This window comes from Streptomyces sp. NPDC002896 (genome assembly GCF_040295225.1).
In the GTDB taxonomy this organism is placed as follows: domain Bacteria; phylum Actinomycetota; class Actinomycetes; order Streptomycetales; family Streptomycetaceae; genus Streptomyces.
The window spans coordinates 177,410-202,562 of sequence record NZ_JBEOVA010000005.1 but is presented as its reverse complement, the minus strand read 5'-3'; the positions used below and the strand labels follow the sequence as shown (position 1 = coordinate 202,562).

20 protein-coding genes are annotated in these 25,153 nt (G+C 70.7%); 17 read left to right on the top strand and 3 right to left on the bottom strand.

The window, feature by feature from the left end; translation table 11 throughout:
• Positions 1 to 16: 16 nt before the first annotated feature.
• Positions 17 to 1,543, bottom strand: coding sequence for an SDR family oxidoreductase (locus ABT009_RS10385; RefSeq protein WP_351291680.1), 1,527 nt, complete (start codon positions 1,541 to 1,543; stop codon positions 17 to 19).
• A gap of 919 nt (positions 1,544 to 2,462) precedes the next feature.
• Here ABT009_RS10385 and ABT009_RS10380 point away from each other — a divergent pair.
• The 4 genes from ABT009_RS10380 (at position 2,463) to ABT009_RS10365 (ending at position 7,495) form a co-directional block, all read left to right on the top strand.
• Positions 2,463 to 3,407, top strand: a complete 945-nt coding sequence (locus tag ABT009_RS10380; RefSeq protein WP_351291678.1) for a chitinase — start codon at positions 2,463 to 2,465, stop codon at positions 3,405 to 3,407.
• A 232-nt stretch (positions 3,408 to 3,639) separates the two neighbouring features.
• Positions 3,640 to 4,902 (top strand): SLC13 family permease, encoded by a 1,263-nt coding sequence (locus ABT009_RS10375; protein WP_351292177.1) that lies wholly within the window; start codon positions 3,640 to 3,642, stop codon positions 4,900 to 4,902.
• 41 nt (positions 4,903 to 4,943) lie between these two features.
• On the top strand, positions 4,944 to 5,489 hold the full coding sequence (locus ABT009_RS10370; protein WP_351291676.1) for a universal stress protein: 546 nt from the start codon (positions 4,944 to 4,946) through the stop codon (positions 5,487 to 5,489).
• A gap of 443 nt (positions 5,490 to 5,932) precedes the next feature.
• Positions 5,933 to 7,495 carry a subtype B tannase gene (locus tag ABT009_RS10365; RefSeq protein WP_502989851.1) on the top strand — a complete coding sequence of 521 codons (1,563 nt, stop codon included), beginning with the start codon at positions 5,933 to 5,935 and terminating at the stop codon, positions 7,493 to 7,495.
• Between the two features lie 52 nt (positions 7,496 to 7,547).
• Here ABT009_RS10365 and ABT009_RS10360 read toward each other — a convergent pair whose 3' ends face one another.
• On the bottom strand, positions 7,548 to 9,224 hold the full coding sequence (locus ABT009_RS10360) for a glycoside hydrolase family 13 protein (RefSeq protein ID WP_351291672.1): 1,677 nt from the start codon (positions 9,222 to 9,224) through the stop codon (positions 7,548 to 7,550).
• Positions 9,225 to 9,513: 289 nt separating this feature from the next.
• Between ABT009_RS10360 and ABT009_RS10355 the strand changes: the two genes are divergently transcribed.
• From ABT009_RS10355 to ABT009_RS10345, 3 genes are all read left to right on the top strand, one after another.
• A complete protein-coding gene (locus ABT009_RS10355) occupies positions 9,514 to 10,029 on the top strand; it encodes an NfeD C-terminal domain-containing protein (protein ID WP_351291670.1) in 516 nt (171 codons plus the stop codon).
• A 96-nt stretch (positions 10,030 to 10,125) separates the two neighbouring features.
• Positions 10,126 to 11,562: a flotillin family protein gene (locus ABT009_RS10350; RefSeq protein ID WP_351291668.1), complete on the top strand. Its 1,437-nt coding sequence runs from the start codon at positions 10,126 to 10,128 to the stop codon at positions 11,560 to 11,562.
• Positions 11,563 to 11,697: 135 nt separating this feature from the next.
• Positions 11,698 to 12,819, top strand: a complete 1,122-nt coding sequence (locus tag ABT009_RS10345; RefSeq protein WP_351291666.1) for a substrate-binding domain-containing protein — start codon at positions 11,698 to 11,700, stop codon at positions 12,817 to 12,819.
• On the opposite strand, the gene ABT009_RS10340 is transcribed toward ABT009_RS10345, so the two are convergent.
• Positions 12,776 to 13,255, bottom strand: coding sequence for a MarR family winged helix-turn-helix transcriptional regulator (locus tag ABT009_RS10340; RefSeq protein ID WP_351291664.1), 480 nt, complete (start codon positions 13,253 to 13,255; stop codon positions 12,776 to 12,778). The genes ABT009_RS10345 and ABT009_RS10340 overlap by 44 nt on opposite strands.
• A 464-nt stretch (positions 13,256 to 13,719) precedes the next feature.
• On the opposite strand from ABT009_RS10340, the gene urtA reads away from it, so the two are divergent.
• The 10 genes from urtA (at position 13,720) to ABT009_RS10290 (ending at position 25,119) form a co-directional block, all read left to right on the top strand.
• A complete protein-coding gene (urtA, locus tag ABT009_RS10335; protein WP_351291662.1) occupies positions 13,720 to 14,976 on the top strand; it encodes an urea ABC transporter substrate-binding protein in 1,257 nt (418 codons plus the stop codon).
• Positions 14,977 to 15,074: 98 nt separating this feature from the next.
• The gene (gene urtB, locus ABT009_RS10330) at positions 15,075 to 15,962 is read left to right on the top strand and encodes an urea ABC transporter permease subunit UrtB (RefSeq protein WP_351291660.1); all 888 of its coding nucleotides are present in this window, start codon (positions 15,075 to 15,077) and stop codon (positions 15,960 to 15,962) included.
• A complete protein-coding gene (gene urtC, locus ABT009_RS10325; RefSeq protein WP_351291658.1) occupies positions 15,959 to 17,086 on the top strand; it encodes an urea ABC transporter permease subunit UrtC in 1,128 nt (375 codons plus the stop codon). Before urtB ends, urtC begins: the two co-directional genes overlap by 4 nt.
• The gene (gene urtD / locus ABT009_RS10320; protein ID WP_351291656.1) at positions 17,083 to 17,913 is read left to right on the top strand and encodes an urea ABC transporter ATP-binding protein UrtD; all 831 of its coding nucleotides are present in this window, start codon (positions 17,083 to 17,085) and stop codon (positions 17,911 to 17,913) included. The genes urtC and urtD overlap by 4 nt, the downstream gene beginning before the upstream one ends.
• On the top strand, positions 17,913 to 18,605 hold the full coding sequence (urtE, locus tag ABT009_RS10315; RefSeq protein ID WP_351291654.1) for an urea ABC transporter ATP-binding subunit UrtE: 693 nt from the start codon (positions 17,913 to 17,915) through the stop codon (positions 18,603 to 18,605). Before urtD ends, urtE begins: the two co-directional genes overlap by 1 nt.
• A 95-nt stretch (positions 18,606 to 18,700) precedes the next feature.
• Positions 18,701 to 19,420: an IclR family transcriptional regulator gene (locus tag ABT009_RS10310; RefSeq protein WP_351291652.1), complete on the top strand. Its 720-nt coding sequence runs from the start codon at positions 18,701 to 18,703 to the stop codon at positions 19,418 to 19,420.
• Between the two features lie 423 nt (positions 19,421 to 19,843).
• Complete coding sequence (locus ABT009_RS10305) at positions 19,844 to 21,541, top strand: bifunctional 3-(3-hydroxy-phenyl)propionate/3-hydroxycinnamic acid hydroxylase (protein ID WP_351291650.1); 1,698 nt, start codon at positions 19,844 to 19,846, stop codon at positions 21,539 to 21,541.
• Entirely contained in the window at positions 21,477 to 22,424 is a 948-nt protein-coding gene (locus ABT009_RS10300) for a 3-carboxyethylcatechol 2,3-dioxygenase (RefSeq protein ID WP_351291648.1), read from the top strand. Before ABT009_RS10305 ends, ABT009_RS10300 begins: the two co-directional genes overlap by 65 nt.
• Positions 22,425 to 22,470: 46 nt before the next feature.
• Entirely contained in the window at positions 22,471 to 23,343 is an 873-nt protein-coding gene (locus ABT009_RS10295; RefSeq protein ID WP_351291646.1) for an alpha/beta fold hydrolase, read from the top strand.
• A gap of 396 nt (positions 23,344 to 23,739) precedes the next feature.
• The gene (locus tag ABT009_RS10290) at positions 23,740 to 25,119 is read left to right on the top strand and encodes an MFS transporter (RefSeq protein ID WP_351291644.1); all 1,380 of its coding nucleotides are present in this window, start codon (positions 23,740 to 23,742) and stop codon (positions 25,117 to 25,119) included.
• Positions 25,120 to 25,153: the final 34 nt, after the last annotated feature.

The window sequence follows — 25,153 nt, the reverse complement described above, 5'->3', positions numbered from 1 at the left end:
GATCCTTGAGCCCCCCTCAGTGGGTACGGGCTGGTTCAGAGGCGGCCGATTCGGCCGCGGTGGCGATGTTGCGGGCCATGCCGCCGAAAACCGCGGCGTGGAAGAGGGCCACGCCCCACCAGTAGGCGTGTCCGGCCAGGCCGTGCGGATGGAACAGGGCCCGCTGCCGGTACACCGTGCGCCCCCGTGGATCCTGGTCGACCGCCATCTCCAGCCAGGCCAGGCCCGGCAGCCGCATCTCCGCGCGCAGCCGGAGCAGCCGGCCCGGCTCGATCTCCTCCACTCGCCAGAAGTCCAGGCTGTCGCCGACCCGCAGCCGGGTCGCGTCCCGGCGGCCCCGGCGCAGGCCGACACCGCCCACCAGGGTGTCCAGCCAGCCCCGCAGGGACCAGGCCAGCGGTGAGGAGTACCAGCCGTTCTCGCCGCCGATCGCCTCCACCACCCGCCACAGTGCCTGCGGCGACGCCGAGACCGTGCGCTCGCGGTGATCCGTGTAGAGGCTTCCGCCCGCCCAGTCGGGGTCGGTCGGCAGCGGGTCGCTGGGGGCGCGGGGAGTCGAGGCCGAGGACCACCTGGTGGCCACGTCCGCGTCCTGCACGCGCCTCAGAGCCAGCCGGATCGCCCGGTCGAGGGTGACCGGTCCCTCCGGCGGGTCAGGCACGTAACGGACGATGTCCCGCTCGGCGCAGACCACCTCGTGCTTCAGTGACTCGACCAGCGGGCGCGCGAGAGCGCCCGGCACCGGGGTGACCAGACCGACCCAGAGGCTGGACAACCGGGGGGTGAGCAGCGGAACGGGCAGGATGACCCGCTTCGGCAGCTCCGCGATGACGGCGTACCGCCGCATCATCTCCTGGTACGTGACGACATCCGGCCCGCCGATGTCGAAGGCTCGGTTCACGTCGTACGGCAGCCGCGCGCACCCCACGAGGAGGCGGAGCACGTCGCGGACGGCGATCGGCTGGATGCGGGTGCGCACCCAGCTCGGCGTCACCATCACGGGGAGCCGCTCGGTCAGATACCGCAGCATCTCGAACGAGGCCGAACCCGACCCGATGATCACAGCCGCCCGCAGTACGGCGGCCGGTACGCCCGAGGCCAGGAGGATGCGGCCCACTTCGGCGCGGGACCGCAGATGGGGTGACAGTGCGTGTTCGGGTACTCCGGAAGGGGTCAGCCCGCCGAGGTAGACGATCCGCCGGATTCCGGCGGCACGCGCCTGCTCACCGAAGATCCTGGCCGCGCGCCGGTCGGTCTCCTCGAAACCCCGCCCGGTGCCCAGCGCGTGCACCAGGTAGTACGCGACGTCCATTCCCTCCATCGCCGCGCGCACGGACTCCTCGTCCGTCACGTCCCCGCGCACGGCCTCCGCCTGCCCGGCCCACGGATGGTCCCGCAGCTTGCCGGGCGAGCGGGCCAGGCAGCGCACCGAGTAACCGGCGGCCAGCAACTCCGGCACCAGCCTGCCGCCCAGGTAACCGGTGGCGCCGGTGACCAGACAGCGCAGCGGCCGGTCGTCGTCGGTCATGCCGATCGCACGCATGCCGGTCGGGTGCGCCTTGTCCCGCGACGGCCGGCGGACCGGGCCGCAAGAAACGTCATGGCTCTCATGTCTCCCGGGGACGTGCCCCTTCGGGGGCCCTGTCGCTGTTCCCCTGAGCCCATGCTTAGGCCCGAGGACGAGCCCCGCAAGCTCGCCGATCCCGGTCGGAGGGTGACAGGGTCGGCGCACGGGCTTGAGGGCCGACCGCCCACAAGCACCAGTACGTCGCTGTTCCGGGAGGCGGGCCGCGCCGTTCCCTTCGTGCAGGCCGTCGCCTTGTGCGCGCCGTTCCGTGGGACACGACGCAGGATGCGATGGACACTCCAGATCAGCCCGAGAGACGATGCGGTCCGGTCGTCGCAAGCATCGCGCGCTGCCATGGAGCCCGCCCAAGCGCCACCCAACTAGCCACTAAGTGGTGCGCATCACCTTCCATAGCTGGCGGTGCTGCCCAGTAAACACAGCACGCTGCACCTCGGCTCACCAAAACCCCGCCGCCCGGCTGCGCCCCTGGGCAACAGCTGAGCCGTTCCGGCGGCAGCTCACATCCAAGGTCGAATCGAAGCGACGATCCGTCAGCCCGCTTCCTCCAGCCTCGGGAGTCCCCACACCGGCTCAGGTCAGTTAACTGTAAAGAACCTTGACAGTTGATTTGGTCTAGTCCAACGATGGTCGCTGTCCGTCTCGGGTCAGGGAGAGCTCTCCGGCGCGTACCGACCCGGCGGACGTCTTTCGGTCCTGTCTTTCCGCTGTCCCCGCCTGCTCTTTTCCACCATGGGAGCGATCAATGAGACGACCTGGCCCTCTTCGTGCGTTGCTGTCCGGCGTGGCCGTGACCGCCCTGTCAGCCGGACTGGTTGCCCTCGGAGGAGGTGGCGCGCTCGCCGCGCAACGGACACCCTCGTACCCCGCCAAGCCCATGCCCGCACACGTGGCGGCGCCGTACTTCGAGACGTGGACCGGCGAAAGCCCGGCCGCGCTCGCCGCCGAGTCGGGCAACAAGTACCTCACGATGGCCTTTCTCGAGACGGACGCGGCGGGCTCGTGCACCGCGTACTGGAACGGCGACACCACCCAGCCGATCTCCAAGGCGGCCTTCGGCAGCGACATCGCCGCGATCCAGGCGCGCGGCGGCAACGTCATCCCGTCCTTCGGCGGTTGGACCGCCGACACCACGGGCACCGAGCTGGCGGACAGCTGCACCAGCGTCGACGCCATCGCCTCGGTGTACGAAAGCCTCGTCACGACGTACGGCATCACCCGGATCGACCTCGACGTCGAGGGCGACTCCATCAACAACGCCGCCGGGATCGACCGCCGCAACAAGGCCATCGCCAAGGTCGAGCGCTGGGCCGAACGCACCGGCCGCAGCGTGCAGTTCTCGTACACCCTGCCCACGAGCAACACCGGCCTCGAGGCCAACGGTGTGGCCCTGCTGCAGAACGCCGTCGACAACGGCGCGCGCGTGGACGTCGTCAACATCATGACGTTCGACTACTGGGACGGCGCCACGCACGACATGGCGGCCGACACCCAGACCGCCGCCGCCGGCCTGCACGACCAACTGGCGGCGCTCTACCCGAAGAAGAGCTCGGCGAAGCTGTGGAGCATGATCGGCGTCACCGAGATGCCCGGCATCGACGATTACGGCCCCGAGGAGACCTTCACCACGCAGGACGCCGTCACGGTGGAGAACTGGGCCGTCGCCAAGGGGATCGACACGCTCTCCTTCTGGGCACTCCAGCGCGACAACGGCGGCTGCCCAGGCACTGGCGGCTCCGATTCCTGCTCCGGCATAGCCCAGGACACCTGGTATTTCAGCCACACCTTCGAGCCGTTCATGCGCGGCGTCAGCGTCAGCTAGCGGCTGTCATCCCCGCGACCCCGGTTCGTCGGGCTGAGGCCCGGCGGGCTGGGGCACCAGGGGCGTCGTGCCGTACCCGGCTCCGCGTGACGCCCCTCGGCATCTTCGGCACCCCGAAGGCCTGTGGACGGCCGGCCACGTGGCGGACCGCTTCGGCCGGCCGGAGGTGCGACCCTTGAGCGTTGCTTGATCGCAGGGGGCCGGCCGGGCTCCCGGGCGCTGGAGGGATGTTCTGAGTACCGCGGTCCTCTCCGAGATCGTCTCGGTTGTCCTGCTTCTGGGTGTGCTGGCCTTCGCCGTCGTACGGCCGCGGGGGTGGCCGGAGGCCGCGGCCGCCGTGCCCGCGGCGGGGCTGGCCGTGGCCGTGGGCGCGGTGTCGCCGCATGAGGCGTGGGAGCAGACGCGGAGTCTGCTGCCGGTCGTCGGGTTCCTCGCCCTGGTGCTGGTGCTGGCGCAGCTGTGCGCGGACGAGGGGCTGTTCGAGGCCGCGGGGGCCGCGGTCGCCCGCTGGTGCGGGGGCAGTTCCGGGAGGCTCCTTGGCGGGGTCTTCGTGCTGGCCTCGGTGATCACGGCGGTGCTCAGCCTCGACGCGACCGTGGTGCTGCTCACGCCCGTCGTCTTCGCCACCGCGGCCCGCGCGGGCGCCCGGGCCCGGCCGCACGTGTACGCCACCGCGCACCTGGCGAACTCCGCGTCGCTGCTGCTGCCGGTCTCCAACCTGACCAACCTGCTGGCGTTCACGGCGAGCGGCCTCACCTTCACCCGGTTCGCGGCGCTGATGGCGCTGCCCTGGCTGGCCGCGATCGCCGTGGAGTACGTCGCCTTCCGGCGGTTCTTCCGCGTCGACCTTGGTGCGGGAATCACGGCGCCCGGCACGTCTCAGCAGGGGCCGGGCGTTCCCGTCTTCACGCTCGTGGTGCTGGTGCTGACCCTGGCCGGTTTCGTCGTGGCCTCCTTCGCCGGTCTCGAACCCGCGTGGGCCGCGCTCGGCGGGGTGCTCGTGCTGGGCGGGCGGGCGCTGTACCGGCGCCGTATGGGTGTGCGGGAGCTCGTCGGCGCGGCGTCCCCGCTGTTCTGCCTGTTCGTACTGGCTCTGGGCATCGTGGTGAAGGCCGTCGTGGACAACGGCCTGGACGCCGGACTCGGGCGTCTGCTGCCGGACGGGGACTCGCTGCCGGCGCTGCTGGTCCTGGCCGCGCTGGCGGCGGTGCTCGCCAACGTGATCAACAACCTGCCGGCGGTACTGGCCCTGCTGCCGCTGGTCGCGCCGAGCGGACCGGGCCCGGTGCTGGCCGTGCTGATCGGCGTGAACCTCGGCCCCAACCTCACGTACGTCGGATCGCTGGCCACCCTGCTGTGGCGGCGCATCCTGCACGAACACGACACCCGGGCGGACCTCGGCCACTTCACTCGGCTCGGACTGGTGACCGTACCGGCCACGATCCTTGCCTCGACCGTGGCGCTGTGGGGAATGCTGCACACCATCGGTACCTGAGCCGGTACCCGAGCCCACCAGCCGGACCCCGGAGCCGTCCCATGAGCGTCATCGTCTGGATCACCGAAGGCACCTGGCCCGCGTGCGTCGACGCGGCGCTCGCCCGGGCTGCGCAGGACGAGGAGATCGTGCTGCTGTACGTCCACGACGACTCGGTCGCCGAGACGGCCCACGGCGCGTTCGCCGGACTCCTCGGCCGCAGCCATCCCCGAGGACACCACCCGGCCGGGGGCTGGGGCAGCGACCCCGGGGAGCGGATCGAGGAGCTCTCCGAGTCCGTCGCGCGGCAGCTCCTCGAGCAGGCGGAAGCCTCCCTCGGCCGTCCCGCCCGGGCGCTCCTGGTCCACGGCCGTACCGAAAGGGAGGTCGTCCGTGCCGCCACGGGCGCAGACCTGCTGATCTGCGCACGCGACGGCGACCGCACCCGGCTCGGCCCGCACAGCCTCGGACCGGCCACCCGCTTCGTCGTGGACCACGCCCCCTGCCCGGTCCTGCTGGTGTGGCCCGGCGAGGTCCCGGAGGCCGGACTGCCGCCCCATCCCCCGCACCACCTGCCCCCTCATCAGGGCCCCGGGCACCGCCCCTGACCTGCATATCCGGGCTCCTCCAACTCTGAAGATCCGGGCTCCTGATATTTCTCTGCGTTCGCTCTGAATTCTGTGTGTCTGCAATGAGGTCAGCGAAATTGTTGACGATTTTGCCGACGGTGAAATACGTTCGCAAGCACCGGATCAAGCAGGGTCCGGGGACGCGCGGACAGCGGAACCCGTCATCGCCGCTCCACATGGGAGCGGTCCGCTGACCTCGACGCGTCCTCGCCGGGTCGGCCGCGCCACGAAGTGGCGGCCGGTCCCGGCCCGGGACCCTGACCGTCGCCGTGGTGACCGCGCCGGGACCGTCGCCGTGGTGACCGCGCCGGCCCGCAGCGGAGCCACCGCGTGCCCGTCCGGCGCATCCGACACCGACTTCGACGGCAGTTCGGCCTGCCTCGAACACAGAGGAGACTTCAGTGAAGCGCAGGACCATGGTCATGGGGCTTGCCGCGGCCGCCGCGGTGCCGACAGTTGGGGTCAGCGTCGCCTTCGGCTCGGAGGAGTCGGGCAAAACCAGCTCGACGTCCTCGGATTCTCTCGTCTTCGACAAGGACGACTACACGGTCCTGACGACGACCATCTCCACGGACGACGGCGACAAGGAGGTGAAGTACCACTTCTACAAGGCGATCACCTATGTCGCGAACCCCGTGGACGAGAAGTACCAGAGCCTCAACGTCAGCGTGCCCGTCGAGATCGACGGCAAGACCGTGGACGCCACCGACGCCCCCGTCCTCTTCGCCAACTCGGTGGGCGGCTACATGCCGTCGTCCGTGGCGGACGCCACCGGGGTCGGCGGTGCCGGCATGACCGGCATGCCCACCGGCGGCGGCGCGCCCAGCGCCTCGGCGTCCAGCAGCACCGGAGAGGTGCAGTCCGGCGGCAACGCACAGGTGAACAACCAGGGCGAGATGGTCAGCAACGCGAAGCTGGCGCTCGCCGCGGGATACGTCGTGGTGGAGCCGGGTGCGCGCGGCCGGACCCTCGTCGACTCGGACGGCGTGTACTACGGCACGGCGCCGGCCGCCATCGTGGACCTCAAGGCCGCCGTGCGGTACGTCCGCCACAACAAGGGCCGCATTCCGGGGAACACCGACCGGATCGTCTCCTCCGGGACCAGCGCGGGCGGCGCCCTGTCCGCCCTGCTCGGCGCGTCCGGCGACAGCCTCCTGTACGACTCGTACCTCAAGGAGCTCGGTGCGGCTGACGCGAGCGACGCCATCTACGCCAGCGGCGACTGGTGCCCCATCACCGACCTCGAGCACGCCGACATGGCGTACGAGTGGAACTGGGGCGCGAACAAGCTGAGTTCAGGCGAGCTCGTCGACCAGACGGTCTCCAAGGAGCTGAGCACCGCGTTCGCCGAGTACCAGGCGTCCCTCAAGCTGCGAGCGAGGGGCTTCGGCACCCTCACGGTGCGCAACCTCGACGAGTACCTCGTGAAGACCTACCTCGAGCCGGCGGCAACCAAGTACCTCAACGCCCTGTCGGACTCGGAGCGTTCGACGTACCTGGCGAGCAACACGTTCATCACGTGGTCCGGCGGCAAGGCGACGTTCACGTGGGCCGACTTCCTCACGCACGTGGGGGCGCGGAAGAAGGACACGCCGGCGTTCGACGCCTTCGACCTCTCCACGGGCGAGAACAACCTGTTCGGCACGGGCACCACCCAGGCCCGCCACTTCACGCTGTACTCCCTGCGTCACGAGGGCAGCAGCAGCGCGCGGCTGGACAGCGACCTGCCCAGGACGCTCCACCTGATGAACCCCATGTACTTCCTCAAGCAGCACAACCCCAGCCGGGCGAAGCACTGGTGGATCCGGGTCGGCACCAAGGACAGCGACACATCGCTGACGGTCGTCGGGAACCTCGCCGCGAGCCTGGAGAACCTGGGCGACGACGTCAACGCCGCGATGTACTGGGACGCCGGGCACGGAGCCAACGAGGACGCGGGCGACTTCATCACGTGGATCGGCAAGGTGACGGGCTACAGCAAGTAGCACCACCAACCGGCGACCCTCGGGTCATCGACCTGAGGGTCGCCGGTTGTGATCACTCGCTCCCGAACCTCGTGCCGAGCCAGGCCGTGGTGTCCGGGCCGAGGTGCCCGTTCTCGAGCGGTGCGCTGGTCAGGAGCAGTTCGCCCGGGGGCAGGGCGACCGGCTCGCCGGACAGGTTCGTGACGCAGCTCCAGCCGCCGGAGCGGACGAAGTGCAGCACGCCGGGGGCGCTCTCCGCCCAGGTCAGCGACTCGTCGCCGAGCAGCTTGCGGCGCAGCCGCAGGGCCGCACGGTAGAGCTCCAGCGTGGAGCCCCCGGCCTCGTCCTGGGCCTGGACGGAGTACGCGGCGAAGCTCTCCGGCTGCGGCAGCCAGGCGGCACCGGGGCCGAAGCCGTACGACGGGCCGGTGCGGGTCCACGGGAGCGGGACGCGGCAGCCGTCGCGGCCCTTGCGCACATGGCCGGTCTGCTCCCAGATGGGGTCCTGGAGGACCTCGGTGGGCAGGTCCGCGACCTCCGGCAGGCCCAGTTCCTCGCCCTGGTAGACGTACGAGGAGCCGGGCAGGGCCAGCATGAGCAGCGTCGCCGCGCGGGCCCGGCGCAGCCCCCGGGCGTCGTCGATCGCGGGGGCGCGGCCGCCGGACAGCAGCCAGGCGTCGGGGTCGGTGCCCTCGGGGAGTACGAGCCGCGAGGCGTGGCGGACCACGTCGTGGTTGGACAGCACCCAGGTGGCGGAGGCACCCGCGGCGCGTGCCGTGTCCAGCGAGACGGTGATGACCTCGCGCAGTTCGCCGACCGACCAGCCCGTCTTCAGGTACTCGAAGTTGAACGCCTGCCCGAGCTCGTCCGGGCGGGCGTAAAGAACCCGCCGATGGTTGGGCACCCAGGCCTCGGCCACCGCCATCCGCGGCGGCGTGTAGGCGTCGAGGACCTTGCGCCAGTCGCGGTAGATCTCGTGGACCTCGTCCCGGTCGTAGAACGGATGCGTGCCGTCCGCCATGGTGACCAGGGCTTCCTCGCCCTGCAGGTGCTCGCCGAGGTCCCGCAGCGGCTCGGTGAGGTCCTTGGCCAGGCCGTGCGCGACGTCGATGCGGAAGCCGTCGACGCCGCGGTCGGACCAGAAGCGGAGCGTGGTGCGGAAGTCGGCGCGGACCTCCTCGTTCTCCCAGTTGAGGTCGGGCTGCTCGGGGGCGAACACGTGCAGGTACCACTGCCCGTCCGGCACTCGCCGCCACGCGCTGCCGCCGAAGACGGACTGCCAGTCGGACGGCGGGAGTTCGCCCTGCGCACCGCGGCCGTCGCGGAAGACGTACCGGTCGCGGGCGGCCGAGCCGGGCCCGGCACGCAGGGCCTCCCGGAACCAGACGTGCTGGTCGGACGTGTGGTTCGGGACGATGTCGACCAGCACCTTCAGGCCCAGGCGGTGGGCCTCGGCGACCATCGTGTCGAAGTCGTCGAGCGTGCCGAGGCGCGGGTCGACGTCGCGGGGGTCGGCGACGTCGTAGCCGCCGTCGGCCAGTTCGGAGGGGTAGAAGGGGCTGAGCCACAGGGCGTCGACGCCGAGGGTGCTCAGATGCGTCAGCCGCTGGGTGATGCCCCGGATGTCGCCGAGGCCGTCACCGTCGGCGTCGGCGAAGCTGCGCGGATAGATCTGGTAGATGACGGCCTGCCGCCACCAGTTGGGGTCCTTGGGCGAGAGGTCGGGCGCGGACGGGGTGCGTTCGGTCACGCGGTCTCCTTGCGGGTCCGGGTGCGGGGCGGTGCAAGTGCGGGTTCGTCGACGGGTTCAAGAGCGCGTGGCTGCGCTCGGACGCTCCCCACGTCCAGTGCCCGGGAAACCGCCTAGTTCCTCCATTTCGACCATATGGATTCGGCTTTGTAGCTCTAACTGTCCTTTTGCTACAGGCACTTCGACTGGGCAACCTCGAGTTGATCAACCGGGCAGTGTGATGCCCGGCGCTTTCGTGTCACCATGCGGACCAGCAGGGGGATGACGGCAGGGAACGTGGGGGGCGCGCATGGCTTGGTTTCTCGGTCTCGGCATTGCGGGGATCGTGGTGCTCGTCCTGTCGCTCGTCTTCGACGGTGTTCTCGACGGGCTCTTCGGCGGAGCGGTGGACGGCCTCCTCGACGGACTGCTGTCGCTCCCGGTCATCGCCGGATTCGTGTCGATGTTCGGCTTCGCGGGTGCGATCACGCTGGGCACCACGGGGCTGGGCGCCGTGGGCGCGACGGCGGTCGGGGTGCCCGCCGGGTTGGGCGCCGGCTGGCTGGCGTACCGCCTCAGTCGCGCCCTCATGCATGACCGGAGCGCCGCCGCGCCCCGCGGGGACGACCTCGTCGGCACGGCCGGCACCGTGGTCACCGCGATTCCGGCGGAGGGCTTCGGCGAAGTGCTGCTCCGACTCGCCGGTCAGCCGGTGAAGTTCGCCGCGCGCAGCGCGAATACGGTGCCCGTGGCGCGGGGAGCCGAGGTGTGGGTCGAGGCGGCGCTGTCGCCGACATCGGTTGCGGTACGGCCCGTCGAGCGCTGAATTCCACTTCCCGGGCCATCACGGACTGCACTTCCCGGGTTCGTCGTCCGGCTTCTCACTTACTTCGTACGTCCATGGGGGGACCTCATGAGCTCAATGAGTCCAGTTGTCATAGCCGTCATCGGAGCCGTCGTGCTCCTCGTCCTGCTGGGCCTCGTCGTGATCACGCGCTACAAGGTGGCCGGGCCGAGCGAGGCGTTCATCGTCACCGGGCGGCGCGGCAAGAAGTCCACCGACCCGGAGACCGGCCGGATCTTCACCGACAACAGCGGCCAGAAGGTCGTGGTCGGCGGCGGCGTCTTCGTCGTGCCGTTCGTCCAGCAGAAGTTCACCCTCGACCTGTCGTCGCGGCACATCCCCGTCGCGGTGCGCGGCGCGGTCACGCTGCGCGGCGTCAAGGCCCACCTGGAAGGTGTGGCGATCGTCAAGGTCGGCGGCACCGAGGACTCGATCCGCGCCGCAGCGCAGCGGTTCCTGATGCAGCAGGACGGCATCGTCGGCTTCACGCAGGAGGTGCTCTCGGGCGCGCTGCGCTCCATCGTCGGGCGCATGTCGGTCGAGGACATCATCCGTGACCGCGCCGCGTTCGCCGGGCAGGTGGCGGAGGAGGCCGAGGCGAGCCTCTCCGGCCAGGGCCTGGTCCTCGACGCCTTCCAGATCCAGGACATCACCACCGAGGGCTCGTACCTGGAGGACCTCGGCCGGCCCGAGGCGGCCCGCGCCAAGCAGGAGGCCGACATCGCCGAGGCCGTCGCCCGCCGCGCCTCCGAGCAGGCCCGGCTCAAGGCCGAGGAGGAGATCGCGATCGCCCAGCGGACGTTCGCGCTCAAGCAGGCGGAGATCAAGGCCGAGACGGACGAGGCCGCGGCACGAGCGGCCGCCGCGGGCCCGCTCGCGGAGGCGGCCCGGCAGCAGGAGGTGCTGGCCGAGCAGGAGAAGGTCGCCACGCGGCAGGCCGCGCTGACCGACCGCGAACTCGACACCAAGGTCCGCAAGCCCGCCGACGCCGCCCGCTACCAGGCCGAGCAGGAGGCCGAGGCCCGGCGTATCGCCCTGGTGAAGGAGGCCGAGGCGGACGCGCAGCGGGCCCGGCTGACCGGTGAGGGCGAGAAGGCGCACCGCGCCGCGCTCGCCGATGCCGTACGCATCGAGGGCGAGGCCGAGGCCGCCGCGACCGCCGCGAAGGGTTCCGCGGAGGCCGAGGCGATGCAGAAGAAGGCCGACGCGTTCGCGCAGTACGGCGACGCGGCCGTGCTGCAGATGCTGGTCGAGGTGCTGCCCCAGGTCGTGGCGAAGGCGTCCGAGCCGCTGAGCGCGGTCGACAAGCTGACGGTCATCTCCACGGACGGCGCGGGGCAGCTGCCCCGGGCGGTCGCCGACAACGTCGCGCAGGGCCTCGAACTCCTCAACTCCACGACGGGAGTCGACCTCGCGCAGCTGCTGCAGGGCATCACCCAGCGCGGGGGCGGCACGGGAACCCCGAAGGCCGGAGCCGCCGTCGAAGCCAACGGAAAGATCGAGATCAGGGACTGAGTCCACTGACGACGCCCCCCGGAGGGGACTGAGGACGCCCCTGCGAAATGGGGCACCCCGTGGGAGACCCCTACGAACAGGTCTCGATCCCGCCCTTCTCTTGGACGGTGGCGGCGGCCCGGCAATCATGTGGCCATGTACCGGCCGCCGCCCCGCCTCGAGACACCCGAGTGGTTCACGGGCGACGACTCGACCCTGAATGTCGCGCTTGTGTACCCCATGCAGGGGCCCGCGGGGATCTTCGGCCCCACCTGCGTCTCGTGCGCGCGGCTCGCCGCCGAGGAGGTCAACAAGGCGGGCGGGGTCCTCGGCAGGGAGCTGCGGCTGCTCGAGGTGGACGGCGGCGCGGAGCCGCGGCGGGTCGCGCGGGACGTGGAGGCCCTGGTGGCGACGGGCGCGGTGCAGGGCGTCACCGGCTGGCACATCTCCTCGGTCCGGCAGGCGGTGGCGCCGCGGGTCGCGCACCGGGTGCCGTACGTCTACACGGCCCTGTACGAGGGCGGGGAGCGCACCGAGGGCGTCTTCATGACCAGTGAGACACCGGCCTGGCAGCTGCTGCCCGCCATGCGGCTGATGGCCGAGGCCCGGGGCGTCCGGCGCTGGTTCGTCGTCGGCAACAACTATGTGTGGCCGCGGCATACGGCCCTGGCCGCACACCGGTATGCGCGCCACAGCCATGGCGGTGCGGTCTGCGGCGAGGCGTATCTCCCCCTGGGAACCGAGGACTTCGGTGCCGTGCTGCGGCGGATCGAGCGGGCCGAGGCGGACGCCGTGCTGATGCTGCTTGTCGGCAGCGACGCGGTCCGCTTCAACCGGGCCTTCGCCGCCTCCGGCCTCGACCAGCGGTGTCTGCGGCTGAGCACGCTGATGGACGAGAACATGCTGATGGCCAGCGGCCCGGAGGCCACCGCCGATCTGTTCAGCACGGCGGGCTTCTTCGCGTCACTGGCGAACCAGGACACCATGGACTTCCACGGGCAGTACGCCGGCCGCTTCGGCATCGAGGCCCCGGCCCCGGGGAGCCTCGGCGAGTCCTGCTACGAGGGCGTCCTGCTGCTGGCCGCGCTCGTCGAACAGGCCCGGACCCTGGACGTCTCCGCGATCGGGGCGGCCGCGGACACGGTCTCGTACGAGGGCCCGCGCGGGCTGCTGCGCCTGCGTGACCGGCATGTGCGCCAGCGGATCTATCTGGCGGAGGCGGACGGCCTGGACTTCAACGTCCTCGCTCAACTGGACGCTCCGCACGAGGTGTTGTGAGCGCAGCACCCGCGTCGTCGAGCGCGTCCGCGAGCCGCGCCAGGAGGGTGCGCAGCTGTTCGCCGTCGTCCTCCGTGAACATGGGATCCACATCTCCCAAGTCCGCCCGCATCCGACGGTCCATCTGCTGCCGGCGCTGCAGTCCGCGCGGGGTGAGCTGGGCCAGTACGCGGCGGCGGTCGGCGGGGTCGATCCGGCGGTAGACCAGGTTCTGGTCGACGAGTTGGTCGACGATCTTGGTGAGGCTGGACATCGGCAGGAAGACTCCGTCGGCGATGGCCGACATGTTGTGGCCCCGCCCGTCGGACAGCAGGTCCAGCACCCGCCAGGCCTCGACGGAGCAGTCGAACTCGTCCAGCACGGACTGCACTCGGCGTACCGAGAGGCGTTCGGCCCGGGTCAGCAGTCGGAGCAGTTCGTGGGGCCGGCCGGCCATCGGCACTCCTCAACTCGGGTCCTCGGCCCGCCAGTCCGCGGGAACGCGCCTCAGCCTACCGCTGACATTCCCACTCTTGACAGCCCTGAACCGAAACCCAATACTTCCCACAGGAAGCATTAATTGGCGTTACCCAAGCCGTTACCGAGATGCCGGACAACCGCGCATCTCCGGTGACGGCTTTTCTTTTCCCACCTCGGTTTTCACCTCAGGTGAAACCTTGCTTTAAGTGCGCGGAAACGCCGTCGAAACACCGTCCCCCCAGGCTGTGGACCGCACTTCAGCGGATCCAGCCCGGACACCACCACCGGACGGCCGGGAATTCGCGCGCCAACGCCGCCGCCTCTGAAGCGCTTTGTGCCTTATTCCCTGCAGTCCCCTCCCGCTCCTCTTGTCCCTCTTTCTCCGTCTTCTCGATTCGTCCTCGCTTTCCACACCGCCCTTCTTGGGCAAGGAGGTATTCCATGTCCGGGCTCAGCTTCAGCAGACGCGGTCTGCTCACGGCCGCTTCGGCCGTCGGCGCGTCCGCCGCCCTCAGCGCCTGCGGCGCGAAGACCGGCAGCGGCACGTCCTCCGACGCGGCCGGGGCCACGGCGGACACCTCCGGCAGCACGGTGAAGATCGGCCTGTTGAACTCGCTTTCGGGCACCATGGCCATCAGCGAGGTAACGGTGCACAACGCGCTGCTGCTCGCCGTCAAGGAGATCAACGCGGCCGGCGGCGTGCTCGGCAAGAAGCTCAAGGCCATCAGTCAGGACGGCGCATCCGACTGGCCGACCTTCGCAGAGAAGGCGGAGAGCCTGATCAAGGAGGACAAGGTCGCGGCCACCTTCGGCTGCTGGACCTCGGCCAGCCGCAAGGCCGTCAAGCCGGTCTTCGAGAAGTACAAGTCGCTGCTGTTCTACCCCGTGCAGTACGAGGGCCTGGAGCAGTCGCCGTACATCTTCTACATCGGTGCGACGACCAACCAGCAGATCGTCCCGGCCCTCGACTACCTCAAGAAGCAGGGCCTGACGCGGCTCTACCTGGTCGGCAGCGACTACGTCTTCCCGCGCACCGCCAACAAGATCATCAAGGCGTACGCGAAGGCCAACGGCATGACGGTGGTCGGCGAGGACTACGCGCCCCTGGGCTCCACGGAGTTCAGCACGATCGTCAACGAGGTCAAGGGCTCCGGTGCGGACGCCGTGTTCAACACCCTCAACGGCGACAGCAACGTGGCCTTCTTCAAGGAGTACAAGTCCGCTGGCCTCACCGCGAAGAGCATGCCGGTGCTGTCGGTCTCCATCGCCGAGGAGGAGGTCAAGTCCATCGGCACGCAGTACCTGGAAGGCCAGTTGACCGCGTGGAACTACTACGAGACCACGCCCGGCGCGGCGAACGAGAAGTTCGTCAAGGCGTACCAGGCCGCTTACGGGGCCACGAAGCCGACCAGCGACCCCATGGAGGCCGCCTACATCTCGGTCTACCTGTGGAAGGCGATGGTCGAGAAGGCGGGTTCGTTCGACGTCGCCAAGGTGAAGGCGGCGGCCGACGGGATCACCTTCGACGCCCCTGAGGGCAAGGTCGCGGTCGACGGCGCCACGCAGCACGTCTACAAGACGGCCCGGATCGGCAAGATCGGCTCGGACGGGCTGATCACCGAGGTGTGGAACTCGGGCAAGCCGATCAAGCCGGACCCGTATCTGAAGGGCTACGACTGGGCGTCCGGCCTCTCCTGAGTCCGACTCCGGTCCCTGTCATGCGGACCCGGCCTTCACGCAAGGCCGGGTCCCGCCCCGCGCCCGCACCCCGTCCCGACCCGACCCGGAGCCGCTCCATGACGGTCATCCTCAACCAGTCCTTCACCGGCATCAGCATCGGTGCCGTCCTGCTGCTCATCGCGCTCGGTCTGACCCTCACCTTCGGGCAGATGGGCGTGATCAACATGGCGCACGGCGAGTTCATCATGGCCGGCGCCTACACCACGTACGTCCTGCAGGAGTCCATCAGCAGCGCCGGAGTCTCGCTGCTCGTCGCGCTGCCCGTGGCCTTCCTCGTCGCCGGCACGATGGGGGCGCTGCTCGAGTGGCTGCTCATCCGGCGCCTCTACACCCGGCCGCTGGACACGCTCCTGGTCACCTGGGGCGTCTCACTGATGCTCCAGCAGCTCGCCCGGGACATCTTCGGCGCCCCGAACGTACAGACGCGCGCCCCTGACATCCTCACCGGCAACATCGCGGTGGCGAACGGCATCAGTCTCGCCAACAGCCGCCTGTTCATCCTCGGGCTCGCTCTTCTGTCCGTGCTCGCCCTCACGCTCGTACTGCGGTTCACCCCGCTCGGCCGGCGGATCAGGGCCGTCGTGCAGAACCGGGACCTCGCCGAGGTGTCCGGCATCGCCACCGGCAGGGTCGACCGGATGACCTTCTTCATCGGCTCGGGACTCGCGGGCGTGGCGGGCGTCGCGATCACCCTGGTCGGCCCGATCGGCCCGACGACCGGCACCAACTACATCGTCGACGCCTTCCTCGTGGTGGTCGTCGGCGGCATCGGGCAGCTGAAGGGCAGCGTGATCACGGCCTTCGTCCTCGGCGTCCTGCAGGCGGTCCTCGAGTACTCGACGACGGTCAGCGTCGCCAAGGTGATCGTGCTGGTGGCGATCGTCGCCTTCCTCCAGTGGCGTCCCCAGGGCCTGTACACACTGCGCACCCGGAGCCTGGCATGACGACGACATCCGCACCCACGACACCGGCGCCCGAGACCGCTTCGGAGCGCGTCTCGCCGCTCAACCGGTTCCGCGTGCCCGGCGGCTTCGCGCTCGGCGCCGTCCTGCTGGTCGGCATCGCACCCCTCGCGCTCTCCGACTTCCGGCTGGCGCTGCTCGCCAAGTACCTGTGCTGGGCGATGGTGGCCGTCGGCGTCAGCCTCGCCTGGGGGCGGGGCGGGCTGCTCGTACTCGGCCAAGGCGTCTTCTTCGGCCTGGGCGGCTACGCCATGGCGATGCACCTCAAGCTCGCCGACGCCGCCGACACCGGAGTGCCGGGCGCGCTCCCGGACTTCATGCAGCTGTACGGCACCGGAGGGGACCTGCCCTGGTGGTGGAAGCCCTTCGCCAACCCGGTGTTCGCGCTCGCCGCGACCGTGCTGCTGCCCATGGCCGTCGCCGCTCTGCTCGGCTTCTTCGTCTTCCGCCGCCGGGTGCGCGGGGCGTACTTCGCGATCCTCAGCCAGGCGCTCGCCGCGGCCCTCGCGATCTGGCTGGTCGGCCAGCAGGCCACGACCGGCGGCACCAACGGGCTCACCGACTTCCAGGGCTTCTTCGGATACGACCTGGACGACCCCGCCAACCAGCGGACGGTCTACTTCATCATCGCCGTCAGCCTGCTCCTGCTCATGGCCGCCGCCCGGCAGCTGTTCGTCAGCCGCTACGGCGAACTCCTCATCGCCGTCAGGGACTCCGAGGAAAGAGTCCGCTTCCTCGGCTACGACCCGGCCAACGTCAAGCTCGTCGCGTACGTCGTGGCGGCGGGTATGGCGGGCCTCGCCGGGGCCCTCTTCGTACCGGCGGTCGGGATCATCTCGCCCGCGCTGATCGGCGTCGTGCCGTCCATCGGCTTCGTCATCGGCGCGGCAGTCGGTGGACGGGCGTCCCTGGTGGGCGCGGTGCTCGGCGCGATCGCGGTGGCCTGGGCGCAGAGCACGCTCTCCGACGCCTTCCCCGCCGCGTGGACGTATCTGCAGGGGCTGCTGTTCGTCGTGGCGGTCGGCTTCCTGCCCGGCGGACTCGCGTCGCTCGGGGCGGTCATCCGGCGCAACCGTACTCGTACTCGTTCGGGAGAGGCAGCATGAGCGGCGAGGGGCTGACCATCCGCGGTCTGCGGGTGTCGTTCGACGGCTACACGGCGGTCGACGGCGTCGATCTCGACGTACGACCGGGCGACCTGCGGTTCCTCATCGGCCCGAACGGGGCGGGAAAGACCACGCTGGTCGACGCGGTCACCGGCCTGGTGAAGGCCACCGGCTCGGTGCGCTTCGGCTCGGACGGCGGCGGGACGGAGCTCATCGGCAAGCCCGTGCACAAGATCGCGCGGCTGGGCATCGGCCGTACGTTCCAGACGGCCACGGTGTTCGAGGAGCTGACCGTCCTGCAGAACCTCGACATCGCCGCCGGGGCCGGACGCGGACCGCTGACCATGCTGCGGCGCCGCAAGGGCGTACCGGACGCGGTGGCGAAGGCCCTGGAGACGACCGGCCTGACCGAGCTGCGCGACCGGCCCGCGGGCGTGCTGGCGCACGGCCAGAAGCAGTGGCTGGAGATCGGCATGCTGCTGGTCCAGGACGTACGGCTGCTGCTGCTCGACGAGCCGGTCGCGGGCATGAGCCACGAGGAGCGCGAGGCGACCGGGGAGCTGCTGCGGCGGGTGAGCGGGGACCGTACTGTCGTCGTCATCGAGCACGACATGGACTTCATGCGCGCCTTCGCCCGCAGCGTCACGGTGCTGCACGCGGGCAAGGTGCTCAGCGAGGGCACGGTGGCGCAGGTCCAGGCGGACCCGAAGGTGCAGGAGGTGTACCTCGGGCGCGCCCGCGACGAGGAGTCCACTGCCCCGGCACCGGCCGACCCGCAGGGCGAGAAGCCCACCCCCACCCCGACGGCCTCGGCGCAGGAGGCGTGATGCTCGAGATCGACGACATCCGGGTCGGCTACGACCGCAGCCCGGTCCTGCACGGCGTCACCGTCGCCGTCCCGAAGGACGGCGTGGCCGCCGTGCTCGGCCACAACGGCGCCGGAAAGAGCACCCTGCTGCGCGCCGCCATGGGACTGCTCAAGCCCGGCAAAGGCACCGTGCGCCTCGACGGCGAGGACATCACCCGCCTCGCCCCGCACCAGCGGGTGGCCCGCGGCATGGCATACGTACCGCAGGGCCAGCAGGCATTCCCGCACCTGACCACAGCCGAGAACCTCCAACTCGTGGCGGACGGACGGCCGGACGGCAAAGAGGCGATCGAGGAAGCCCTCGACCTCTTCCCCGCCCTCCGGGACCTGTCCGGCCGCCGCGCCGGACTGCTCTCCGGCGGCCAGCGCCAGCAACTCGCCATCGCCCGCGCCCTGATCACCCGCCCGAAGCTGCTCCTGCTCGACGAGCCGACCGAGGGCATCCAGCCCTCCGTCGTCGCCGAGATCGAGGAGACGATCCTCGCCCTCACCCGGCGCGGCGGCCTCTCCGTCCTCCTCGTCGAGCAGCACGTCGGCTTCGCCATGCGCGCCGCCCAGCGGTACTACGTTCTGGAGGCGGGCCGCGTGACGTCCTCGGGCGAGGGCGGGGCGGAGGCCGAGCAGACGGTACGGGCGGCGCTCAGCGTGTGAGAGGTGACTGCTCCTCGCACACGACGACGCCTCCTACACCGCGGGCACGGTCCTGAGGGCCGCTGACACGGCCCCGGCCCGCTTAGGATGCACAGATGAGCGAGAAGGCCACACAGCAGAACGGCGCCGCGACGGGTTCCAGGGTCACCGGATCCCAGACCCTCGCGCGCGGGCTGTCGGCGCTGGAGCTCATCGCCGCTCATCCCCAGGGCCTCGCCATCCAGGAGGTGGCCGAGCGGCTCGGGGTGCACCGGACCATCGCGTACCGGATCCTGGCCACGCTCTCCGACTTCCACCTCGCCGTCCGCGGCCCGGACGGCCGCTACCGGGCCGGCTCCGGGACGGTGACCCTTGCCCGCGGCTATGCGGCCGGGGTGCGCGAGGCGGCGTTGCCGGTGCTGCGGCGCGCCGCCGACGATCTGGGGGCGACCGTCGCCCTGATCTCGGCCGAGGGGGACGAGGCGGTGGCCGTGGCGGTGGTGGAGCCGCGGTCGGTGGACTACCACATCTCGTACCGGGTCGGCAGCCGCCACCCGATCGGGGTCGGCGCGGCCGGGCTCGCGCTGGCGGCGATGCGGTCGCCGTCGCCCGGCGAGCCGGATGAGGTCGCCGCGGTGCGTTCGGCGGGGTACGCGCGGACGTTCGGGCAGATCGAGCCGGGGGCGTACGGGGTGGCAGTGCCGCTGCGTACCGCTGATCCGGCGCTGCACATGTGCGTCAACCTGATCACGTCCCGGGAGGACGTCGCTCAAGATGCGGTGCCGGTGATGCGGGCAGTGGCCGACGAGATCGCGGCGCTCGCCACCGCGGGCTGACCCCCCTCATCTGAGGGGCCTGCCCCAGCGTCGACCGGCCGGTAGTCGCCTACGCGCCCAAGGGGCCGTGGCGGGATGTGCGCCCGCAGCGGCTGGCGCGAATTTTCGGGCTCCCCTGACGATGACGGCTCGGCACCAGACCGAGGGCGTACATCCCGGCGCGGCCCCGACCCGGCCACCGGCGGATGGCGAACCAGACACCGGCCGGAAGCCGCTTGCGTGCCCAGAGCCACCACCGGCAGGTGGCGCACGCGCCCGCAGGGCGCCCCCACCACCCAGAACGCGATGAGCGCCACGTCCCCGGTTCCCCGTCAGGGGTTGACAGTCCCCCACATCGCGCCAGACGATGCATCTATCGCACGGTTGTGAGCGATAAATGAACAACCTGCGTCAGCCTCGTTACCTCGACGGAGAGTCCGCGATATGCCTGAGAACCCATCGCCAGCGGCCCTGGATCCCGTAGACGTCGTGATCGTGGGCGCCGGCCCCACCGGGCTGACACTGGCCAACCTGCTGGGGCTCTACGGCGTCCGCACCCTGCTCGTCGAGGCCAACAACGAGCTCATCGACTACCCGCGCGGCGTCGGCATGGACGACGAGAGCCTGCGCGCGTTCCAGCAGATCGGCCTCGTCGACGAGATCCGCAACCACACCACGCCGCACCAGATCATGCGGTTCGTGAACGGCAAGGGCACGCTGCTCGCGGAACTCGACCCGCAGACGGACGAGTTCGGCTGGCCCCGGCGCAACGCCTTCATCCAGCCGCTGGTGGACGCGGAGCTGCACCGCGGCACCGACCGCTTCGACCACGTCGACGTCGTGTTCGGCCACCAGATGGCGTCCTTCGCCGAGACGCGGGACGGCGTCACCGTGGACCTGATCGGCCCCGACGGCGCTCCGGTGACCGTCTCCGCCCGCTACCTGGTCGGCGCGGACGGCGGCCGCAGCTCAACCCGCAAGTCCCTCGGCCTGACCTTCGAGGGCAGGACGGAGCCGTCCAGCTGGCTGGTCGTGGACATCCGCAACGACCCGCTTGGCACCCCCAACGCGTACATGGGCTGCGACCCGTCCCGCCCGTACGTCTCCATCGGCCTGCCGCACGGCATCCGCCGCTTCGAGTTCATGCTGATGCCCGGCGAGGACCAGTCGTTCGCCGACGACGACGGAAACCTGCACAGGCTGCTCGGCCAGCTCATCCCGGACCCGGCCCGCGCCGACCTCATCCGCCGCCGCGTCTACACCCACCACTCGCGCGTCGCGGGCTCCTTCCGCAAGAGCCGCGTCATGGTGGCGGGCGACGCCGCGCACCTGATGCCCGTATGGCAGGGGCAGGGCTTCAACAGCGGCATCCGGGACGCCGTGAACCTCGGCTGGAAGCTGGCGTGCGTCGTGCGCGGCACGGCGAGCGAGCGACTCCTCGACTCCTACGACAGCGAGCGCCGCCCGCACGCGGCCGCGATGGTCGACCTGTCCGACAAGGTCGGCAAGGTCATCTCCCCGACCAGCCGGGTGCTCGCATCGGCCCGTGACCTGGTCTTCCGCGGCCTGGGCGTGGTGCCCGCCGCCAAGGACTACGTCGCGCAGATGAAGTTCAAACCGATGCCGTTCTACGAGCAGGGCGCCGTCGTCCACCGCGAGGCGGAGGCCGCGGGCACCCCCTGCGCCGGACGTCTGTTCATCCAGCCGCGGGTCTCCACCCGCGAGCAGACGGACGTGCTGTTCGACGAGGTCACCGGCCCCTGGTTCACGGTCGTCGCCTGGAACAACAACCCCCTGGCGCTGCTCGACGACAAGGCCCGCGCCGTCTGGCAGCAGCTGGGCGCCCGCTTCGTCGAGGTCCGTCCCGACTCGGGGCTGCACTACGGCGAGCAGCCCGACGGCGTGACCCTCGTCGGCGACCCCACCGGCCGCCTGAAGTCCTGGTTCGACCAGCGCCCGGAGTCGTTCGTCGTGGTCCGCCCCGACCGCTTCGTCGCCGGCGCCTGCCTCGCCCAGAACGCCTCGTCCCTCACCCACCGCATCGCCGAGTCCCTGCACCTGATCCCCGGAGGCAACGATGCCCCTCGCCCTGTGCTGCCTGTCGCACTCCCCGCTGATGGAGTACGTGCAGCCGCAAGCTGACGTCCGCGGCCGGGTGGACGACGCACTGGCCTCCGCCCGCTCGTTCGCCCGGGACTTCGACCCCGAGCTGGTCGTGATCTTCGCGCCGGACCACTACAACGGCTTCTTCTACGACATGATGCCGCCGTTCTGCATCGGCGGCCGCGCCCAGGCCATCGGCGACTTCAAGACGCCCGAAGGCCCGCTGTCGGTCGACCACGACGCGGCGCTCGCGATCACCCGGGGCGTGCTCGAGGCCGGGATCGACACCGCGCTGTCCGAGGACATGGTCGTCGACCACGGCTTCTCGCAGCCGCTGGACATCCTGCTCGGCGGCATCGACAAGAAGCCCGTCGTGCCGGTGTTCATCAACTCCGTCGCCGAGCCCTTCGCGCCCGTGTCGCGCATCCGGCAGCTCGGCGAGGCGGTCGGCCGGGCCGCCGCGGCGATGGACAAGCGCGTGCTGATGATCGGCTCCGGCGGTCTCTCCCACGACCCGCCGGTGCCGCGCATGGCCCAGGCGGACACCGAGGAGAAGGTCCGCAAGCTGATCAACAACCGCAACCCCTCGGACGAGGCACGCGCCGCCCGCCAGGCCCGCACCATCGCGGCGGCCGAGGCGTTCGCCAAGGGCGAGTCGGACATGCACCCGCTCAACCCCGAGTGGGACAACCTCGTCCTGGACACCCTGGGCGACCCCGCCCGCCGCCCCGGCGTGGACGGCTGGACGACGGACTGGTTCGCCGAGCAGGCGGGCAACTCCGCGCACGAGGTGCGCACCTGGATCGCCGCCTACTCCGCACTGGCGGCAGCCGGCGACTACCAGGTCACCAGCCGCTTCTACGAGGCCATCGAGGCGTGGATCGCGGGCTTCGCGGTCACCACCGCCGTCACCACCGCCTGACACCCGCCACCCGCCACCCGCCCAACCGCTACGGCAGGAGACACACATGTCCGCCATCTACCCGTCCGTCTGGCTCGGCTTCTCCCAGACGTCGTTCACCCTGGAGCAGGTCCAGGTCGGCAAGTGGAGCACCCGCGTGCTGACCGCCGGCCCCGCCGACGGCGAGGCACTGGTGCTGATGCACGGCACCGGCGGCCACCTGGAGACGTACGCGCACAACGTGAAGGCGCTCACGGACGCCGGCTACCGCGTGATCGCGTACGACTTCCCGGGCCACGCGGGCACCACCCACACCGCCGAGGACCTGGAGCTCTCGCACTACATCGAGCACCTGCTCGGGCTCCTCGACACCCTCGGCATCGAGAAGGCGCACCTCAGCGGTGAGTCCCTGGGCGGCTGGGTCGCGATCAAGTTCGCCGCCCAGTACCCGGACCGCACCCTGAAGATCATCCCGAACACCCCGGGCGGCACCATGGCGCGCCCCGAGGTGATGCACAAGATCCAGTCGCTGAGCCAGGCCGCCGCCGACGACCCGTCGTACGAGCGCGTGAAGGCCCGTCTGGAGTGGCTGATGGCCGACCCGGCCACGGTCACCGAGGAGCTGATCGCGACCCGCCGTGCGCACTACTCGCGCCCCGGATACGCCGACTCGGCCCGCCACATCCTGTGCCTGCAGGACCCGGAGATCCGCCGCCGCAATCTGATCAGCGACGAGGAGCTGGCCGCCGTGAAGGGCCCGGCCCTGGTGATCTGGTCGTCGGACGACCCGTCGGGGCCGGCCAAGGCGGGCCTGGACATGGCCGAGAAGATGCCGCAGGGCCGCTTCGCGCTGGTCGAGAACGCCGGGCACTGGCCGCAGTGGGAGCAGGCCGAGTTCTTCAACAAGCTGGTCGTCGACTTCCTGGCCGAGGACAACTGACCCGCTGAGCCGTGCCCCGGCGCCGCTGAACCGTGCCCGGCGCCACTGAACCGTGCCCGGCGCCGCTGAGCCGTGCCGGGCGCCCGAGGCCGCGGCCGCTCGACTCTGCCCTGACCGAGCGACCGTCCCGCCGAGAGGCGGTGTGGACCATTTCCCCCGAGGTCCGCACCGCCTCTTCGGCATGCCCGGAGGCACGGAGTCCGCGAACCAACCGTGCGCACCGCCGCGCACCGGATCTCACTGCCGCCTCGATGATCGATCATTCCGGCAACTCTTGACACGGCCGGACAAGCCCCGCACTGTGTTCGCTATCTACACGCGACGGTGCGGAGTATGCACAGGGCGAGGGGCCCCGGCAGCACGCACCGACGTGCCCCATCCCATCCGGAGCCGCAGATGCCCACCAACGACGCTGCCCGTCGCCGCCAGTCGCGACGGATCGCCCTGTCCAGCTTTGTCGGCAGCGCCATCGAGTTCTACGACTTCCTGCTCTACGGAGCCGCCGCCTCGCTCGTCTTCAACGAGCTGTTCTTCACCAGCCTCAACCCGCTCACCGGCACCATCGCCGCGTTCGGCACCCTCGCCGCCGGCTATGTGGCCCGCCCGCTCGGCGGCATCGTCTTCGGCCACTTCGGCGACCGGGTCGGCCGCAAGTCGATGCTGGTGCTGACCATGACGCTGATGGCCCTGGCCAGCTTCGCCATCGGTCTGCTGCCCACGTACGACCAGATCGGGATCTGGGCACCGGTCCTGCTGATCACGGCGCGTCTGGTGCAGGGCATCGCGGTCGGCGGCGAGTGGGGAGGCGCGGCCCTGATGGCCATGGAGCACGCCTCGACGGAGCGGCGCGGCCTCGCGGCCAGCTTCGCGAACATGGGCGGCCCGGCGGGCGCCGTGATCGCCACCGCCGTGTTCGCCGCCTTCTCCGCCCTGCCCGAGCACCAGTTCCTGTCCTGGGGCTGGCGGGTGCCGTTCCTGCTCAGCGTGGTGCTGCTGGCGATCGGCCTCTTCATCCGGCTGAGGGTCACCGAGAGCCCCCTGTTCACCGAGGCCCAGCGCCGCGCCCAGGAGTCGGCGGTCAAGCAGGAGGCCCCGCTGCTCACGGTGTTGCGCCAGTACCGCAAGAACATCGTGCTGTCCTGCCTCGGCGGCTGCGGCGCCCTGGTCCTGCAGTCCCTGCTGGCCACGTTCATGCTCACGTACGCGACCGGGCTCGGCTACGAGCGCTCCACCGTCCTGCTCGCGCAGACCGTGTCGTCGGCGCTGCACATCTTCACGATCCCCGCGTTCGCGGCCCTGTCGGACCGCGTGGGCCGCAAGCCCGTCATGATCAGTGGCGCGCTCGTCGCCGCCGTGGCCGCCTTCCCGCTGTTCTGGCTGGTCAACAGCGGCTCCGCGGCGCTGCTGTTCGCGGCGTACATCCTGGGCAACCCGATCCTGCAGGCGTCCATGTACGGGCCGATGGCGGCTTTCGTGAGCGAGATGTTCGGCACCCGCGCCCGCTACACCGGCGCCTCGCTCGGCTACCAGCTCGCCACGACCCTGGGCGCCGGCACGGCCCCGCTGATCGCCAGCAGCCTGCTGTCCAGCGCGGGCGGCGGCTCGAACTCGACGACCGTGAGCCTGTTCATCGCCGTCGTCTGCCTGGTCAGCGCGGCGGCCATCGCCCTGACCCGCGAGTCGCACCGCAGCGATCTGAGCGACGCCGAGGGGACCGGCGCGGCGCTGAACACGGAGGGCCGCGCGGCAGCGGCCACCGCAGGCGCCACTCACTGACGCCGACGCCCACGCCGACGGACGGCGGACGGCG

Excerpts from the sequence above, each read along its gene's own strand:
- ABT009_RS10385 (WP_351291680.1), bottom strand. The coding sequence starts at position 1,543 with ATGCGTGCGATCGGCATGACCGACGACGACCGGCCGCTGCGCTGTCTG.
- urtC (WP_351291658.1), top strand. The coding sequence starts at position 15,959 with ATGACGACGACATCCGCACCCACGACACCGGCGCCCGAGACCGCTTCG.
- ABT009_RS10310 (WP_351291652.1), top strand. The coding sequence starts at position 18,701 with ATGAGCGAGAAGGCCACACAGCAGAACGGCGCCGCGACGGGTTCCAGG.
- ABT009_RS10355 (WP_351291670.1), top strand. The coding sequence starts at position 9,514 with ATGGCTTGGTTTCTCGGTCTCGGCATTGCGGGGATCGTGGTGCTCGTC.
- ABT009_RS10380 (WP_351291678.1), top strand. The coding sequence starts at position 2,463 with ATGCCCGCACACGTGGCGGCGCCGTACTTCGAGACGTGGACCGGCGAA.
- ABT009_RS10345 (WP_351291666.1), top strand. The coding sequence starts at position 11,698 with ATGTACCGGCCGCCGCCCCGCCTCGAGACACCCGAGTGGTTCACGGGC.
- urtB (WP_351291660.1), top strand. The coding sequence starts at position 15,075 with ATGACGGTCATCCTCAACCAGTCCTTCACCGGCATCAGCATCGGTGCC.
- urtE (WP_351291654.1), top strand. The coding sequence starts at position 17,913 with ATGCTCGAGATCGACGACATCCGGGTCGGCTACGACCGCAGCCCGGTC.
- ABT009_RS10350 (WP_351291668.1), top strand. The coding sequence starts at position 10,126 with ATGAGTCCAGTTGTCATAGCCGTCATCGGAGCCGTCGTGCTCCTCGTC.
- ABT009_RS10300 (WP_351291648.1), top strand. The coding sequence starts at position 21,477 with ATGCCCCTCGCCCTGTGCTGCCTGTCGCACTCCCCGCTGATGGAGTAC.
- urtD (WP_351291656.1), top strand. The coding sequence starts at position 17,083 with ATGAGCGGCGAGGGGCTGACCATCCGCGGTCTGCGGGTGTCGTTCGAC.
- ABT009_RS10370 (WP_351291676.1), top strand. The coding sequence starts at position 4,944 with ATGAGCGTCATCGTCTGGATCACCGAAGGCACCTGGCCCGCGTGCGTC.
- ABT009_RS10340 (WP_351291664.1), bottom strand. The coding sequence starts at position 13,255 with ATGGCCGGCCGGCCCCACGAACTGCTCCGACTGCTGACCCGGGCCGAA.
- ABT009_RS10305 (WP_351291650.1), top strand. The coding sequence starts at position 19,844 with ATGCCTGAGAACCCATCGCCAGCGGCCCTGGATCCCGTAGACGTCGTG.
- ABT009_RS10365 (WP_502989851.1), top strand. The coding sequence starts at position 5,933 with ATGGGGCTTGCCGCGGCCGCCGCGGTGCCGACAGTTGGGGTCAGCGTC.
- urtA (WP_351291662.1), top strand. The coding sequence starts at position 13,720 with ATGTCCGGGCTCAGCTTCAGCAGACGCGGTCTGCTCACGGCCGCTTCG.
- ABT009_RS10290 (WP_351291644.1), top strand. The coding sequence starts at position 23,740 with ATGCCCACCAACGACGCTGCCCGTCGCCGCCAGTCGCGACGGATCGCC.
- ABT009_RS10295 (WP_351291646.1), top strand. The coding sequence starts at position 22,471 with ATGTCCGCCATCTACCCGTCCGTCTGGCTCGGCTTCTCCCAGACGTCG.